We start from the raw sequence: 14,830 nt of genomic DNA, 5'->3' as shown, positions 1-14,830 counted from the left end.
TGCGCAACAACTTTTGTACGAAATCGTACAGAGTTGCACCTAGGCGTTGTTTTGGAAGGAGGATTTGGCCCACACTGGTTACGCTTGTGATGCGGCGACTGGTCGTCGTTTGCCGATGCCGTTTCGGAGCGATGTCTCCTGAAGTTTGAGTCGGCGAACTTCATCTTCCCCGCGCGCAGCGAGAATGAAAACACGTTCTTTCCCATCGGGAGCTCGAACCTCGGCGACAACGTCTCGCGCTATCAGCTCTTCCATGGTGATATCCGATACCCCCGGGATCACCGAAGTCGGCTGCGGTTCTGGATAATATTGGTCGAGAAATCTGATAGCCTTGTTTTGTCTGTTGCCGAGGCCAAGCCGCGGCCCGTCGTCAAATTCCTCCCTGCGTTCACATTGCACTTGGCTTGACGAAGCCGGTCGACGTTTCATCGCTATTTCCTCTCGCGTTTTTGATATGATCGGGAAGTCGGTCAGTTGCAGACCGGATGGGTAAAAAGCTCGTCTGCCTTTTCGTTGGCCATAGGAAGAAAACGGGAAAATCCCTCTATTCTTCACGACATCGCGCCAGATTGGCACAGCTTGCACATACTGACGGGCACAACGAGCCGTTGCAACAATAGTTCCGTGTGTATCGACTCTCAGCGCGCTGGAGCGGCCGGCGTCAGCTGTCGGGTCCGCAATCGGGATAGGCGGCCCTACTCATCTTCAGTCGTCCGGTTGGAGCTCCGAGGCTAGTAGAACTAACGGTTCGACCGCTTGCAAGCTTAGGTCGACAGAAAAATATCTAAGGGCCCCTTCGCGTCTGACATTGCTTCAGGATCGAGACGCTGGGATTGGCCCGAGGGACGCTTGTCACGTGCGGCAGTTTCGATTCATCCGGCAATGCGGTGCAGGAAGGCCTTGCCATACTGACCTGGCGCCGTTTTGCGAGGCGCGGAAGCTAGATCGCCCCGATGTCCTTAAGTTTCTTCAGCACAGCCTGGTTCGGCTCGCCGTCTTCGGGCAGGTTGTAGTGCTTCTGAAAATGGCGGATGGCCGCGCGCGTCTGTTCGCCGGCAACGCCGTCGACGCCGACATTGGCATAGGCCATGTTGGAAAGACCCTTCTGGATCTTCAACACCAGGTCGACATTGGTGATTTGGCTGGATGGAACCTGCTTTGCCGCAGATGGAACCGTTTTGACGGTCTTCTCGGCGCTGCGGATCGCCGCGGCCACCGGGTCTTCCGCCGCCGCCTTCGAGCTCACATCCTCGGGCGGCCTTTCGGCGGGTACGGTCGAGGGGCCGGCAGCATCGGTCTTCAGCGCCACTAGCACCTCTGGTGTCGGATCGCCGGTCTGGGTCATGCCGACGGTTTCCTCGAAGAACAGAATGGCCGCACTGGTGCGGGGGCCGATAATGCCGTCGGGTATGCCGTTATAGAGGCCGCGACGCACCAGCTGCTGCTGGATGTCCATGACGAGCTGGCTCGGCTGCTGGCCGGGTGCGGCAGGCGCCGGTGTCGCGTTGGTGGTGGCGGCATCCTGCGGCCGTTCGATCCGGAAGGTGGTGACGTCGCCCTGTTGCTCCTCGGCCGGGCGGCGGGCGCCGATCACGGTCGGAGACTGCGGATCGCGGGTGCGGAAGATCGGATGCGGATGCAGGCCCGGCTGATACCAGAGCGCATTGGCGGCGACGAAGGAGAAGATGACGGCGAAGGTGATCGCGCCGCCGGCGACCGACGGATTGCGGCCGATGACGCCGCCGAGCACCGAGGCGCCCTGCAGGCCGACCCCGCCGAGCACGGATGCGCCCTGCAGGCCGAGCCCGCCGAGGGCGGCAGCGCCTGACATCAGAAGGCCCGGCTGCTGCCGTTTTCCCTTAGGCGATTTTCGCTTGCGCGCGGCCATCGAAACGCCCCTCTTCCAATCCTGCACCACTATTGACCGCGCCCTTCAGCCGCGGCGGAAACTCGACAGTCGCGCCATGACCGGCGTCTTCGGCGTGCTGTGCACCCGAGCCGTCCGTCGCAATCTCGATGGTGATAATCGTGCCTTCGCCCGGCTGGCTGGCGATGGCGAAATACCCGCCATGCAGCGCTACCAGACCCTTGACCAGGGAGAGACCGAGGCCGGAGCCTTCGAAGCGGCGGGTATAATCGTTCTGGATCTGGACGAAGGGCTGGCCGAGCAATGCCAGCTTGTCGGCCGGGATGCCGATGCCGGTGTCGCTGACCGTCAGCTTGAGGATGCCGTCGCGCGCTGCCGCATCGACCGAGACGACGCCGCCGGCCTCGGTGAACTTTATGGCATTGCCGACGAGATTGATGAGGATCTGCTGGATGGCGCGCTGATCGGCGACGACCTCGCCGAGGCCGCGCTGGATACGGCTGGTCAGCGTGAGGCCCTTGGTCTTGGCCTGCAATGCCAGCATCGATTCGCAGGATTTGACGGAGCTCGATATGTCGAAGGCTTCGAGGATCAGCTCGTAGCGGCCGGCTTCGATCTTGCTCATGTCGAGCATAGTGTTGACGACAGACAGCAGATGCGCCCCGGATTCGCGGACCAGGCCGACATATTCGCGCTGGCGGTCGTTTTCGAACTTGCCGAAATATTCGCCGATCAGGATGTCGGAAAAACCGAGAATGGCGTTCAGCGGCGTGCGCAGCTCATGGCTGACGGCCGCGAGGAAGCGCGATTTGGCGTCATTTGCTGATTCGGCATCGGCCGCGCGGTTCTGGGCTTCGTCACGCAGCTGCTGCTCGACGGAGACATCGCGCAGCTGGGCAATGACGGCGGCGAGTTCGCCGTCGGCGTCGCGCCGGGCCGTCATGTCCATTCTCAGATAGGCGAACTGGCGCTGATCACGCGAGACCGAAGGCCGGTCGAGGCGCAGGTCGACGCTCTGAGCATCCTCGCCTCGGCGCAGGCCATCGAGCGCCTGCAGGAAAAGAATGCGGTCGGAGACATGCACCTGCTCGAGGAAGCCCCTGCCCTTCGGATCGCGCATCCAGGCGAGGAAATCGCGCCGGTCGCGACCACCGACGGTCGCCACACTGCCATGCGGGTCGAGGAAGAAGACGAGGCCCGGGGTGGCGGCAAGGAAGAAATCCTCGGCCGACTGCGTGGCGATACCGGCGGACGAACCCTGGCGGGCGAGCGCGATGCTGCCGACGGCGGAAAAGAGAAAGGCGGCGCAGACCATGGCGACACCTGCCGGCAGCGCCACGGCCGGACTGGTGACCGCCGAAAGGCCGATAGGAGCGGCAACGAGAGCAGCCGACGAGAGCAGCACGAGGCGGCGCAGGATCGCGAGCTCGCGTTGGCGCACGGCTTCACCGCCGCCCGTCCGGGAGAGCCAGCTTGTCGCTGCCCGGTCTACGAGGGCCGTCATCCAGCCGCCAATGTTACTCAATACACGCACGCAATACCCGCCCGAAAGGCTGTCTATCGATCCGGACAATAGGCCTTGGCGACTTAAAGAAAGGATAAGGCAAAAGCGCTGTTCACAGCCTGAAACGGCTGAAATTCTCGTTTTGAAGCATCTGGAAGGCTCTTTGCCTTTTGTGGTTAATAGGGGGTAAGCGACGGATTTTCCTCATATTTCAGCATTGCGTTAACTCCTGTGGCAAGGCGAGCCGGCAAAAGTCCTGCAATTGCAAGCAGGTGCTGCCCTGATGCTTAACGGCGATCGCTCGCATTCGACTAAAATGTCCCTCAAATGCCGTTCGCTAAAATTTGAACTAAATTTGCCGCAAATGCGCGTGAGTTTCGAAAAGCGGCATTCGCAACTTGGCGGTAGGGTGAAAACACACCGGACAACCGGCCTGATTCGGCAACAAGAACCGGACGGGGAAACAGGATGGGCAACGACAATGTGGTTTCTGATCAAAGGATCCTTCTGGTTTGGCCTCGTGCTCGTGCTTCTTTCCGTCTTCAGCACGGAGAGTTCCGACAAGCTCGCCAACGGCCCGCAATTGCAGCTGTCCGACGCGTTCACGGCGGCAAGCGGCGCCTATGACTATTTGACCGGCATGTGCTCGGAGAAGCCCGAAGTCTGCGCCAAGGGTACGGAGACCCTCACCGCACTCGGCTACCGGGCTCGCGAAGGCGCCCGCGTTGCCTATGAACTTCTCGACAGCCAGTTCAAGGACGAGGCGCCGGCAACCGCAAAGCTTGCCGAACCGCAGATGCCGGTGGCGCTCAACATGCCTTCCCTCACCACGCCTGCCATCCAGGAAAAGGTGCGCGAGGCAAAAGCCGCGCTCAACCAGCCGATGCCTTACCGTCCGCCGGTCGAAGATGACGCCTCCTCTGAGACGGTGGTGACCGGCGCGATCCCGCTGCCGACGCCGAAGCCGGCGACCTGACGAAATTCCTGCGGGTAATCGCCCGCAACGCATTTGTTCTTACGCAATTCCGGTCGGAAAACCGCTTCGCACTTTTCCTGGAATTGCCTTGAGCTTGCATCGGTGGTCCGCATGACGCGGAGATGCCCCATGCCTGACGTGCCTGCCCTGTTTAATTCAGCATGTTGCTGCGCCGTGAGGATGCCCATCCCTCACGGCGTTTCTTTTTAACGGTTCAAATCTGCCGGTCTTTCACCTATATGCAGTCTTAGAGCACTTCCTGACGCATTCCGGACGCAAAACCGCTGCGCACTTTTGCTGGAACTGCTTTACTAGTGAAAGGCTTCTCCATGGCATCCCTCGACCAGATCATCGACGACTTTGCTTTCCTGGACGATTGGGAAGATCGCTACCGTTACGTCATCGAACTCGGCAAGGCGCTGCCCGACTTGGCGGAGGAGAAGCGTACCTCGGAGAATAAGGTGATGGGCTGCGCCAGCCAGGTGTGGCTGGTGAGCCATACGACAGGCGATCCCGACAACCCGGTCATGAGCTTCGAGGGTGATTCCGACGCCCATATTGTGCGCGGTCTCGTCGCCATCGTGCTTGCCACCTATTCCGGCAAGACAGCATCCGAGATCGCCGGGCTCGATGCCTTCGAGATATTCTCGAAGATCGGCCTGGTGGAGAACCTGTCATCGCAGCGCTCGAACGGATTGCGCTCGATGGTGAACAGGATCCGCGAAGAGGCAAGAGTCCGCGCTGCGGCTTGACCGCGATCGTGGCTGGCCGGCTTTGAGAGCCGCAATCCAGTATATTAACACTTGCTCATAGTATAGGAATACATTCTAAGCCTGTCGGCAAAGCATAAGACGGGATGTCTTACGCTGCCGTGGGCGTCCGGCCGAATCAGTTGCGACGCTCGAAATACCCGAAAGGTATTTCTTCGTCTTGCGAAGGCACAAAAAAGCCGGGCACAAGACCCGGCTTTTGTCGTCGATGCTTTCGAAAAAGCTCAGCCGCGGCCGCGCTTGCGGCGCTGCCCGAGGCCCATCTCCTTTGCCAAGCGCGAACGCGCTTCGGCATAAGCGGGCGCTACCATCGGGTAATCGGTCGGCAGGTCCCACTTCTCGCGGTATTCTTCCGGCGAGAGGCTGTGATGCGTCATCAGGTGACGCTTGAGGGACTTGAAGTTGCCGCCGCATTCCAAACACGTGATCTGCTCGTCCTGTACGGACTTGCGGACAGAAACTGCAGGCTTCTGTTTTTCGACGATCGCCGCAGCAGGCTGCGGTACGGACGTGTTGCTCAGTGCCGAATGCACGTCGGAAATCAGATTGGCCAGGTCGCTGACCGGTACAACATGGTTGCTGACATAGGCCGCGACGATGTCGGCTGTCAGTTCCACAAGCAGCTCCGGCGCACTGCCGGTCGCTATATCCGTCATATTATTTCTCCTGTTAGCATGCTCAAACGGTCTTTGACTGACACGCCAAAGACCCGCCTCGTAGAAGCGAACAGCAAAAGCACAGGAAGCGACCTTCTGTTTCGAAAAACGCGAAATCCACCCCTAGATTCCGAAGAGCGTGACCTGTTCTTATACTGCCTGACTGGAAACCACTACGTCATGCCCCAGGCGATGGCCTCAGTTTAGACATTAAAAATCAAAACTGAGGGACTTGGAAGCAGTACGATTGCAATTCACAATCAGAACTCTACTTGCATTTTCAAATACCATCGTTTGGTCGAAAGGCCAATTATTATTTGTCGTTTTTCTTGAGAAAAAATGACAGATGAAGAATTGAGGGGCTCTTCGGCAAGCTTTACTCACAGCTTCCTGTGCATAAGTTTTGCATAAATCTGGTAAAGTCGCCGAACAGCATAGGCTCAACGATCCCTGATATCGTCACGGACCGAGAGTGCACCGAGATCATATCCCGAACGATGGGCAACTCTGGCAAGCAGATGGGCCGCCACCGGTGCCGTCAGCAGGAAGAAGACGAAACCGGCAATGGCGCGGGCGAGAATCGCCGGGTCCTGCGAATAAAGGCCGGCGGCAAGGAGCAACAGGCCGGAGCCGACAGTCCCCGCCTTCGAGGCCGAATGCATGCGCGTATAGAGATCAGGCAGCCGGACCAGGCCGATCGCTGCCGCAAGCGCAAAGAGCGCACCGACGATCAAAAGCAGGGCGGTGATGGCAGCCACGATATAATCGATCATCGCTTCTTCCCCCCTGCCCGGCGCTTTTGCGGGTTGCCATTTGCCGCAGCGGCGGGCGGCTTCGATTTGATGTTGCCGCGCGACAGCACAAATCGGGCGAAGGCGACGGTCGCCAGGAAACCGACGAGGCCGAGCGAGATGGCAATATCGATATAAAGCGAAAAGCCGGTCTTGACCGCGATGACGGCGATGAAGCCGATGGCGATGCCGGTCAGCATGTCGAGGGCGAGGATCCGGTCCGGCAATGTCGGGCCGGCAACGACGCGCCAGACGGTCAGAATCAGCGCCAGGCCGAGGATGACGAGTGCGGCCGAGGATGCGGCTGCGACGATGGCGGCAGGTGTGATCACCGGAAGGCCTCCATGATCTTGCGTTCGAAACCGTTGGCGATATCACGCTTGGTCGTCTCGGGATCGGAACAATCAAGCGCGTGCACATAGAGCGTGCGGCGATCTGTGGAGACGTCGACCGAAAGCGTGCCTGGAGTCAGCGTGATGAGGTTTGCAAGCAGGGTGATCTCGAAATCGCTCGTCACCGTCAGCGGGAAGGCGAAGATGCCGGGCTTCAGCTTCATATCGGGCGAGAGCACGGTGACCGTGACCTTCCAGGCCGAGAGCGACAATTCCTTGAGGAACAGAGCGGCGAGCGAGAGTACCGGGAGGACGCGGGGGATACGTCCCTTGCCGCCGAAGGATTCGCGGATGATGACCAGCGCCAGGGCCCCGAGCAGGACGCCGAGGACGAGATTGTGCAGCGAGGCGCTGCCGGTAACAGTGACCCAGGCAGTGGCAAGCAGCAGGTTGAAGAGGAAGAAGATCACGGCGCGCGCCCTTCCGGGAAGACCGAATGAAGATAGGCCTGGGGATCGGCCAGGCCGGCGGCGGCCGATTGCGATAGCGCCAGCAACTGTTCCGGCAAGATGCCGAAGCCGATGACCAGCGCGGTCAGCGCGGCGAGCGGCAGGCCCGTGCGCCACCTCGGTCCGGACGGCGTCAGTGCTATCGCCGCCGGGCGCCAATAGGCGAGCAGGAAGAGACGACCGAAGGCGATCGTCGTCAGAAAACCGCCGACGAGGATCGAGGTTGCCAGCCACCAGGCGCCGAGATCGAGCGAGGCCTTGACGAGAATGACTTTCGGCCAGAAGCCGGAAAAGGGCGGCAGGCCACAGGCGGCCAGGAAGAGCACGAGGGAGAGCGCGGTGAAGCCGCCGCTTTGCCTGTAGAGCCCGCCGAGCGACGACAGCGAAAAGCCGCCGCCGCGCCGGGCGATCTCGCCGGCGGCAAGATAAAGTGCGGTCATCAGCACCATGGAATGGAGCGCATAGAAGACCGCGCCGCTGATGCCGCCAAGGCCGCCGAGCGCGACGCCGGCAAGCATGTTGCCGATGCCCGATATGACGACATAGCCGAACAGCCTGCGGATATCGTTTTCGGCAAGCGCGCCGAGAGCGCCGACGACAATCGTCGCGGCGGCGGCGAGCGCGATCACCGGGCTCAATTCCTGGCTCTCCATCGGCAACAGCATGACCATCACCCGGATCAGCGCGTAGATGCCGACCTTGGTGAGCAGGCCGGCAAACAGCGCCGAGACCACGATGCGCGGCGTGTGGTAGGCGGCGGGCAGCCAGAAATTAACCGGGAAGGCTGCCGCCTTCATGCCGAAGGCGAGCAGGAAGAGGCTTGCCAGCGTCATCAGCGGCGCTGTGCCGCGCAAATCCCCAGCTTTTGCAGCGATATCGGCCATGTTGAGCGTGCCGAAGGCGGCATAGAGAATACCGACGCCGACCAGGAACAGGGTCGTGGCAATCAGATTGAGCACCGCATATTTCAGCGCGCCGTCGATCTGCTCACGTTCGGAACCGAGGATGATCAGCCCGAAGGAGGAGATCAGCAGCACCTCGAACCAGACATAGAGATTGAAGATATCGCCGGTGAGAAAGGCGCCAGTGACGCCGGCCATCAGCAGCATGAGCAGTGGGAAGAAGCCGTATCGCCGGCCGCTTTCGCCGATATCGGCCAGCGCATAGATGCCGCCGGCGAGCGCGGCAAGGGCCGCGGTGAAGGCCATCAACGCACCGAAGAGATCGACGGTGAAGGCGATGCCGAAGGGCGGCAGCCAGCGGCCCATGACCATGGTCAGCGGCCCCTCGGCCGCGACCTTGGCAAGCAGCGCCGCATCGATCAGCGCCAGCGCCGCAAGGCCGGGGATGGCAAGCCAGGCCTGCAGACGGGGATAGCCGCGCAGCATCAGCAGGACGGCACCCAGCGTAATGCAATGGGCGACCGGCAGGACGGCGAGCCAATGCCCGATCGGCACCGGGGCGGCGATCAGGGCGGCAGAGAGATCGACGGTGGTGGGGGCGGCCATCAGATGGCGCCTCCGCTGTCGCGAGAGAAGGCCCGCCGTGGGGCACCCCCCTCTGCCCTGCCGGGCATCTCCCCCACAAGGGGGGAGATCGATAGGTGGCCAAGGCTTCCCCTAACATCGGCGTCGACGCCTGTAGCTCTATGGCTGCTGTCATTACCCCGCAAACTGATCAACGCCGATCGGCCTAGACGAGGCTTCGCCACTTGCCGATCTCCCCCCTTGTGGGGGAGATGCCCGGCAGGGCAGAGGGGGGTGAGCATCCGCACCGCGGTGGCGATCCGGGCAGTGGAAAGGTCGATGATAGAGGTGGGGGCGGCCATCAAGTGGTGCCTCTGCTACCGCGAGAGAGGGCCTGCCGTGGGGTGAGCATCCGCACTAACATCCGCCTCAATACCCCAATGGCGGCAGCGGCCGGTCGTCGGGCTCGGCGGCGCGCATGTCGTTGGTGTCGTCGGTGCCGAGGTCCTGATAGGCGCGGTAGGTCAGCACCAGCAGGAAGGCGAGGAAGGAGAAGGAGATGACGATCGCCGTCAGGATAAGCGCCTGTGGCAGCGGGTTGGCCGTGCCTGCGGGCAGACTGTCGAGACCCGCCGGGATGATCGGCGGCACCTCGCGCGTCAGCCGGCCGCCGGTAAAGAGCAGCAGATTGACGGCGTTGCCGAGGATGGCGATGCCGAGCATGATGCGGATCGAGAATTTCGACAACATCAGATAGATGGCGGCGGCAAAGAACAGGCCGACGAGGATCGCCAGAAGCGGCTCCATCATTCCACCTCCTTTTCCTCGAGCGCCAGTGCGATCGAGGTGATGGCGCCGAGCACGACAAGATAGACGCCGATATCGAAGAGCATGACGCTGGACAGCGGCACCTCGGCGCCGAAAAGCGTCGGATAGATCCAGAGGCCGGTCATGAAGGGAACGGCAAACAGGATGGAGAGAAGACCGGCCGCCGTCGACAGCAGCAAGCCGAAGCCGGCAATCGACAGCGGATGGAAGAACAGCGCCCGGCGAACGGCGCCAACGCCGCGGGCAATGCCGTAGATCGCCAGTCCCGAGGCGGCGATCAGCCCGCCGATGAAGCCGCCGCCCGGCTCGTTATGGCCGCGCAGCAGCACGAAGACGGAAAACAGCAGCATCAGCGCGGTGAGGAACGGGGCGACGGTGCGGAAGATGAGGGTGTTCACGCGCTCAGCCCTCCGCCGCGGGATCGTTGGCGGCAAGCTTGCGCTCGCTGCCGGCGCGGATGCGGATCAGCGCCAGAATGGCAAGGCCGGTGACCGCGACGACGGCGATTTCGCCGAGCGTGTCGGTGCCACGGAAATCGACGATGATGACGTTGACGACATTGGCGCCGTGGGCGATCGATTTGGAATAGGCGTTGAAGAAGGCCGTCAGCGCATCGTTGAACGGCGCCTCGGTCGCGCGCATCAGCAAAAGCGTGAAGCCGAGGCCACAGGCGAGCGCCAGCGCGCCGTCGAAGAGCTTGCGGCCGAGCGGCCGCCGATCGGCGGGCGAGAGACGGAGCCTGGTCATGACCAGGGCAAGAATCACCACCGAAAGGGTTTCGACCATGAACTGGGTGAAGGACAGATCCGGCGCGCCGAACAGCAGGAAGATGATGGCGACGGCGAAACCCTGGATGCCGAGCGAGACGATCGCTGTCAGCCGATCGCGGGCGACGAGCACGGCGGCAAGGCCGAAGGCGGCGATCAGGAAGACCGCCCATTCATAGAGCCTGACATCGGCCGGCCAGGCCGGAAGACGCGGCAGTTCGCCATAGACGACGAGCGGGACGATGAGGATGGCGGCGACGCAGAGGAAGGTGCAGGTGACATAGATCTCCAGCCTCCCCGGCTGGAGCACACGCATGAGGCGGCCGGAAAAGCGGACAAGGCCGGATATAGCAACATCAAAACCATGGTCCGGCCCAGGTCCGGCCGCGCGCAGGAAAACGGCCATCAGGAAACGGGCGCGGGCGAGCTGCCAGTAGACGCCGATGCCGAGCAGCACGGTCAGGGCAGAGAGCGCCAAGGGCAGGCCGACATGCGGCGTCAGCGAAATGTCGATTTCGACGGGTGTCTGGCGGATGGCGGATGCGATCGGCGAGGATAGGACGATATGGGTGAAGGTCGAAAAGATCGCCGCGAGCAGGCCGAGGAGGGCGAGAACGGCCGGGCCGAGCCAAAGCAGGACGGGCGCTTCGTGCGGCGGTTTCGGCGTCTCCACCGGTTGGCCGATGAAGGGTTTCAGCGCCACGGCGAAGGCGACGGCAAACATCAGCGCATTGCCGAAGACGGTTATGGCGGTAAAGGTGAGTGCGCGGACATCGCCACTGACGAGCGCCGTATAGATCTCCTCCTTGGCGAGGAAGCCGAAGAAGGGCGGCAGGCCGGCCATCGAGAAGGCCGCCGCAAGGGCGATCATCCAGGTGACCGGCATCGCCCGCATCAGGCCACTGAGCCTGGTAATATCGCGCGTGCCGGTCTCGTGATCGATGATGCCGGCGACCATGAAGAGCGCGCCTTTGAAGAGGGAATGCGCCACCAGATAGAGCGCCGCCGCCTCCACCGCATGGTCCGAGCCGAAGCCGATCAGCATGACGAGCAGGCCGAGCGAGGAGACGGTGGTATAGGCGAGCTGGAGCTTCAGGTCGGTCTGGCGGATGGCAAGCGCTGTGCCGACCACCAGCGTCAGCCCGCCGAAGAAGGGCAGTAGGATCTCCCAGGCAGGGGTCGCCCCCATGACGGGATTGAGCCGCATCAGCAGATAGACGCCTGCCTTCACCATGGTGGCTGAATGCAGATAGGCGGAAACCGGCGTCGGCGCCTCCATGGCATTCGGCAGCCAGAAATGGAAGGGAAATTGCGCCGACTTGGTGAAGGCGCCGCCCAGGACCAGAAGGAGGGCAGCCAGATAGAACGGGCTTTCGCGCACGATATCGCCTGCGCCGATGAGCTGTGACATCTCCGTGACGCCTGAGATGTTCCAGAGCAGCAGCAGACCGGCCAACAGGCAGAGCCCTCCCCCGCCGGTCACAACAAGCGCCTGCAGGGCGGCGCGGCGAGCCGCCTCACGCTCGTGATCGAAACCGATCAGCAGGAAGGAGGTGATCGACGTCAGTTCCCAGAAGACGAAGAGCATCAGGAAACTGTCGGAAACGACGACGCCGAGCATCGCGCCCATGAAGAGGAAGATGAAAGAGAAGAAGCGGCCCTGATCCTTGTGTCCTTTGAGATAGCCGCCGGCATAAAGCACGATCGAGGTGCCGATGCCGGTGATCAGCAGCGCGAAAGCCAGCGACAGGCCATCGAGGAACCAGGAGAAAGAGAGATGATAGCTCGGCACCCAGGAATAGCCGCCGGTAACGACCTCGCCGCGCGCGATCTTGGGAATGAAACGCAGGAAATGCAGGAAGGCGAGCAAGGGAGCGATCGCCAGGAGCCAGGCACCGTTTGCGCCGAAGATGCGGATGACGAAGGGGGCGGCAAGAGCGCCGACGAGCGGCAGACACAGGGCCAGAAATGTCAGAGCCGTGACATCGGCCATGTCCCCTCCTCTACTGCATAATTCAAAATGTTACAGTCCTTTGCACGTCCGACAAGGCGCGCGGCGCTGTAAAGGCAACAGACGAAAACCCGGAGAAAACCGGCCTGTCCTCTGGCTTAGGCGAAACGGGGGAGCGTCTCAAGTGATTTCGGCCGCGAGCCGCACTGCATGGTGATGTTCAAAGCCGATCAGGCCGTCGATCTCGAAAGACGCGTCAGCAGCCGAGCGATGCAACCGTGGAGGATGAAGACCACAAGCGTCAGCGGCCAGAGCAGACAGGCGACGAGCCCGGCGAGACGATGAAGCGTCACGCCGTCATGGTTGGCCCAGCCTTCCAACAGTGTGACCGCCATGGCTGCCACGGCCACGAGGCCGTAGAGCAGGACGATTGCTGTTTCAAACACCAGTGATTCTCCAATGCACGCAACATTAACCCTAACAGAAAACCCCTAACGGATGTAAAAGCAAGCCTCTTCCCCTAATTGGGTATGCGGCCAATCTCATGGCGCGCCAGCGGGAGACTTGATGAACTGAACGCGGCGCACCACATTTCTCGCGAAACGGAACCCGCCCCTCGGCGAAAGGAGCACCTCATGTCCGAAACTGCGACCACCGCCAAGATCCACAAGACCGACGCCGAATGGAAAGAGCAGCTCACTCCCGAGCAGTACCGCATCACGCGCCAGCACGGCACCGAACGCGCCTTCACCGGCCCCTACTGGGATTCCTTCGAGACAGGGCTTTACCGCTGCGTCGGCTGCAACGCGCCGCTTTTCCGCTCCGATACGAAATTCGATGCCGGCTGCGGCTGGCCGAGCTATTTCGAAGCGGTGTCACCCGAAGCGGTGATCGAGCATCGCGACACGACCCACGGCATGGTGCGCACCGAAATCCGCTGCGGCAGCTGCGACGCCCATCTCGGCCACGTCTTTCCCGACGGCCCACCGCCGACCGGCCTGCGCTACTGCATCAACGGCCACTCCATGGTGTTCGAGCCCGGGAAATAAGCGACCGGCCCCGTAATCGATGCGGCTCATCCGGTGCGATGGGTCGCTGACTTTCCCTGTCGTTCACACTATCGATGGATCGATGATCCCGAGAGAAGGCCGATGGCGCGCGATATCCTGACGACGGACCGGCTGACGCTGCGGGAGATCACCCCTGCCGACCTGCCGTTTCTTCACCGCATTTTCGGCGATGCCGAGTCCATGCGTTATTACCCCGGGATAAAGAGCTTCGACGAAACCGCGCGCTGGTTTCAAAGGCTCGCCTTCGACAGTTATGCCAGTCACGGCTTCGGCCTCTGGGCGGTGACGGACCGGCAGAGCGGCGCTTTGCTCGGCGATTGCGGCATCACGCTGCAGGAAACGTCCGCCGGGCTGGAACCAGAGATCGGCTACCATCTTTGGCGCGACCATTGGGGCAAGGGCTATGCGGCCGAGGCGGCGGCCGCCTGCCGGGATCACGCGCTTCACACCCTTGGCCTGGCGCGCATCGTCTCCATCGTCAGGCCAGACAACATTCCTTCGCAGCGCGTTGCGGAGCGGGTGCATCGGCGGCGGGAAACATTCGCCAAGGCCGGCAACCCTGATGGCGGCATGATCGAATTCTACCTCTACATCACGGACCGGACATAGAGCGGCTCAGACCCGCCTGATCACTCGTGCTCGGCGGGACAGGGCCAGGTTGTCGGTGCGGAGAGGCCGGCCGGCAGCTTGGTCGAGGCATCGCCGCAGGCAAGGTCGATCTGCGCCTGTTCGAGCCCGGTTGCGGCCGAGAGGTCAAGGCCTTCGATGCGGGTCAGGAACATGAAGGCGCGGTCGAACATCGGCGTTGTTTCGAAAGTGGCGCCGGAGAGGTCGGCACGGGAGAGATTGGCGAAAGAGAATTTCGCCGCCGTCAGCACCGCCTTGTCGAAATCGGCGCGGCCGAGCTCGGCCTTTTCGAAGCTTGCGCCGGCAAGTCGGGCACCGGCAAAATTGGCGCGCTGCAGCTCGGCGCCGGCAAAGGATGCACCATCGGCGGCGATACTGGCGAAGCTGGAGCGATAGGCCTCGATCTTGGCGAAGTTGGCGCCTTCAGCGTGTGCGCCCTCCAATGAGGCACGCACCAGTGTCGCCTTCTCCAGATTGGCGGATTTGACGTTGGCACCGGCAAGGTCGGTCAACGAGAAATCGGTGCCGACGAGATTGGCGCCTTCGAGATCACTGCCTTGCAACATCAGGTTCTTCTTGGTGCAATCCTGCCAGTCGAGCTTCGGCGAGGCCAGGCTGCCGCAATCGGCGGCTCGTGCGGCAACCGGCGGAAATGCCAAAAGGACGAGGGCAAGGAGACCGAGCGACGATCCGTGCATTGCCATTGAACTATTCAC

The 14,830-nt window shown here is 62.0% G+C and carries 17 protein-coding genes; 4 read left to right on the top strand and 13 right to left on the bottom strand.

Annotated features, from left to right (window positions below; genetic code table 11):
• Positions 1 to 78 precede the first annotated feature (78 nt).
• The 3 genes from HX898_RS22305 to HX898_RS22295 form a co-directional block, all read right to left on the bottom strand.
• Positions 79 to 429: a hypothetical protein gene (locus tag HX898_RS22305; protein WP_138328506.1), complete on the bottom strand. Its 351-nt coding sequence runs from the start codon at positions 427 to 429 to the stop codon at positions 79 to 81.
• Between the two features lie 511 nt (positions 430 to 940).
• The gene (locus HX898_RS22300) at positions 941 to 1,888 is read right to left on the bottom strand and encodes a peptidoglycan-binding domain-containing protein (RefSeq protein ID WP_180195766.1); all 948 of its coding nucleotides are present in this window, start codon (positions 1,886 to 1,888) and stop codon (positions 941 to 943) included.
• Positions 1,860 to 3,440 (bottom strand): HAMP domain-containing sensor histidine kinase, encoded by a 1,581-nt coding sequence (locus HX898_RS22295; RefSeq protein ID WP_210273202.1) that lies wholly within the window; start codon positions 3,438 to 3,440, stop codon positions 1,860 to 1,862. Before HX898_RS22295 ends, HX898_RS22300 begins: the two co-directional genes overlap by 29 nt.
• 412 nt (positions 3,441 to 3,852) lie before the next feature.
• Between HX898_RS22295 and HX898_RS22290 the strand changes: the two genes are divergently transcribed.
• Together HX898_RS22290 and HX898_RS22285 are read left to right on the top strand one after the other, a co-directional pair.
• Positions 3,853 to 4,347 carry a DUF5330 domain-containing protein gene (locus HX898_RS22290; RefSeq protein ID WP_029875299.1) on the top strand — a complete coding sequence of 165 codons (495 nt, stop codon included), beginning with the start codon at positions 3,853 to 3,855 and terminating at the stop codon, positions 4,345 to 4,347.
• A 329-nt stretch (positions 4,348 to 4,676) separates the two neighbouring features.
• Positions 4,677 to 5,099 (top strand): SufE family protein, encoded by a 423-nt coding sequence (locus tag HX898_RS22285; RefSeq protein WP_171599354.1) that lies wholly within the window; start codon positions 4,677 to 4,679, stop codon positions 5,097 to 5,099.
• A 242-nt stretch (positions 5,100 to 5,341) separates the two neighbouring features.
• Here HX898_RS22285 and HX898_RS22280 read toward each other — a convergent pair whose 3' ends face one another.
• The 9 genes from HX898_RS22280 to HX898_RS22240 form a co-directional block, all read right to left on the bottom strand.
• Complete coding sequence (locus HX898_RS22280) at positions 5,342 to 5,773, bottom strand: MucR family transcriptional regulator (protein WP_003546634.1); 432 nt, start codon at positions 5,771 to 5,773, stop codon at positions 5,342 to 5,344.
• A 440-nt stretch (positions 5,774 to 6,213) separates the two neighbouring features.
• Positions 6,214 to 6,546: a monovalent cation/H(+) antiporter subunit G gene (gene mnhG, locus HX898_RS22275; RefSeq protein WP_171599353.1), complete on the bottom strand. Its 333-nt coding sequence runs from the start codon at positions 6,544 to 6,546 to the stop codon at positions 6,214 to 6,216.
• Positions 6,543 to 6,896 carry a cation:proton antiporter gene (locus HX898_RS22270; RefSeq protein WP_180195764.1) on the bottom strand — a complete coding sequence of 118 codons (354 nt, stop codon included), beginning with the start codon at positions 6,894 to 6,896 and terminating at the stop codon, positions 6,543 to 6,545. Before HX898_RS22270 ends, mnhG begins: the two co-directional genes overlap by 4 nt.
• Positions 6,893 to 7,366: a Na+/H+ antiporter subunit E gene (locus HX898_RS22265; protein ID WP_171599351.1), complete on the bottom strand. Its 474-nt coding sequence runs from the start codon at positions 7,364 to 7,366 to the stop codon at positions 6,893 to 6,895. The genes HX898_RS22270 and HX898_RS22265 overlap by 4 nt, the downstream gene beginning before the upstream one ends.
• Positions 7,363 to 8,913: a Na+/H+ antiporter subunit D gene (locus HX898_RS22260; protein WP_180195763.1), complete on the bottom strand. Its 1,551-nt coding sequence runs from the start codon at positions 8,911 to 8,913 to the stop codon at positions 7,363 to 7,365. Before HX898_RS22260 ends, HX898_RS22265 begins: the two co-directional genes overlap by 4 nt.
• A 387-nt stretch (positions 8,914 to 9,300) precedes the next feature.
• The gene (locus HX898_RS22255; RefSeq protein WP_138328974.1) at positions 9,301 to 9,678 is read right to left on the bottom strand and encodes a Na+/H+ antiporter subunit C; all 378 of its coding nucleotides are present in this window, start codon (positions 9,676 to 9,678) and stop codon (positions 9,301 to 9,303) included.
• Positions 9,678 to 10,097 carry a Na(+)/H(+) antiporter subunit B gene (locus HX898_RS22250; RefSeq protein ID WP_003557795.1) on the bottom strand — a complete coding sequence of 140 codons (420 nt, stop codon included), beginning with the start codon at positions 10,095 to 10,097 and terminating at the stop codon, positions 9,678 to 9,680. Before HX898_RS22250 ends, HX898_RS22255 begins: the two co-directional genes overlap by 1 nt.
• Positions 10,098 to 10,101: 4 nt before the next feature.
• Entirely contained in the window at positions 10,102 to 12,459 is a 2,358-nt protein-coding gene (locus HX898_RS22245) for a putative monovalent cation/H+ antiporter subunit A (protein WP_180195762.1), read from the bottom strand.
• A gap of 188 nt (positions 12,460 to 12,647) precedes the next feature.
• Positions 12,648 to 12,863, bottom strand: a complete 216-nt coding sequence (locus HX898_RS22240) for a hypothetical protein (RefSeq protein WP_130667720.1) — start codon at positions 12,861 to 12,863, stop codon at positions 12,648 to 12,650.
• A gap of 189 nt (positions 12,864 to 13,052) precedes the next feature.
• Between HX898_RS22240 and msrB the strand changes: the two genes are divergently transcribed.
• Positions 13,053 to 13,466: a peptide-methionine (R)-S-oxide reductase MsrB gene (gene msrB, locus HX898_RS22235; RefSeq protein WP_017959622.1), complete on the top strand. Its 414-nt coding sequence runs from the start codon at positions 13,053 to 13,055 to the stop codon at positions 13,464 to 13,466.
• A gap of 102 nt (positions 13,467 to 13,568) precedes the next feature.
• Positions 13,569 to 14,096: a GNAT family N-acetyltransferase gene (locus HX898_RS22230; protein WP_180195761.1), complete on the top strand. Its 528-nt coding sequence runs from the start codon at positions 13,569 to 13,571 to the stop codon at positions 14,094 to 14,096.
• A 20-nt stretch (positions 14,097 to 14,116) separates the two neighbouring features.
• On the opposite strand, the gene HX898_RS22225 is transcribed toward HX898_RS22230, so the two are convergent.
• Positions 14,117 to 14,818 (bottom strand): pentapeptide repeat-containing protein, encoded by a 702-nt coding sequence (locus HX898_RS22225; RefSeq protein WP_138387730.1) that lies wholly within the window; start codon positions 14,816 to 14,818, stop codon positions 14,117 to 14,119.
• Positions 14,819 to 14,830 lie beyond the last annotated feature (12 nt).

It is taken from the genome of Rhizobium sp. WYCCWR 11128, assembly GCF_013416305.1.
Classification (GTDB): domain Bacteria; phylum Pseudomonadota; class Alphaproteobacteria; order Rhizobiales; family Rhizobiaceae; genus Rhizobium; species Rhizobium indicum.
This window is presented reverse-complemented; position numbering and strand designations above follow the sequence as displayed.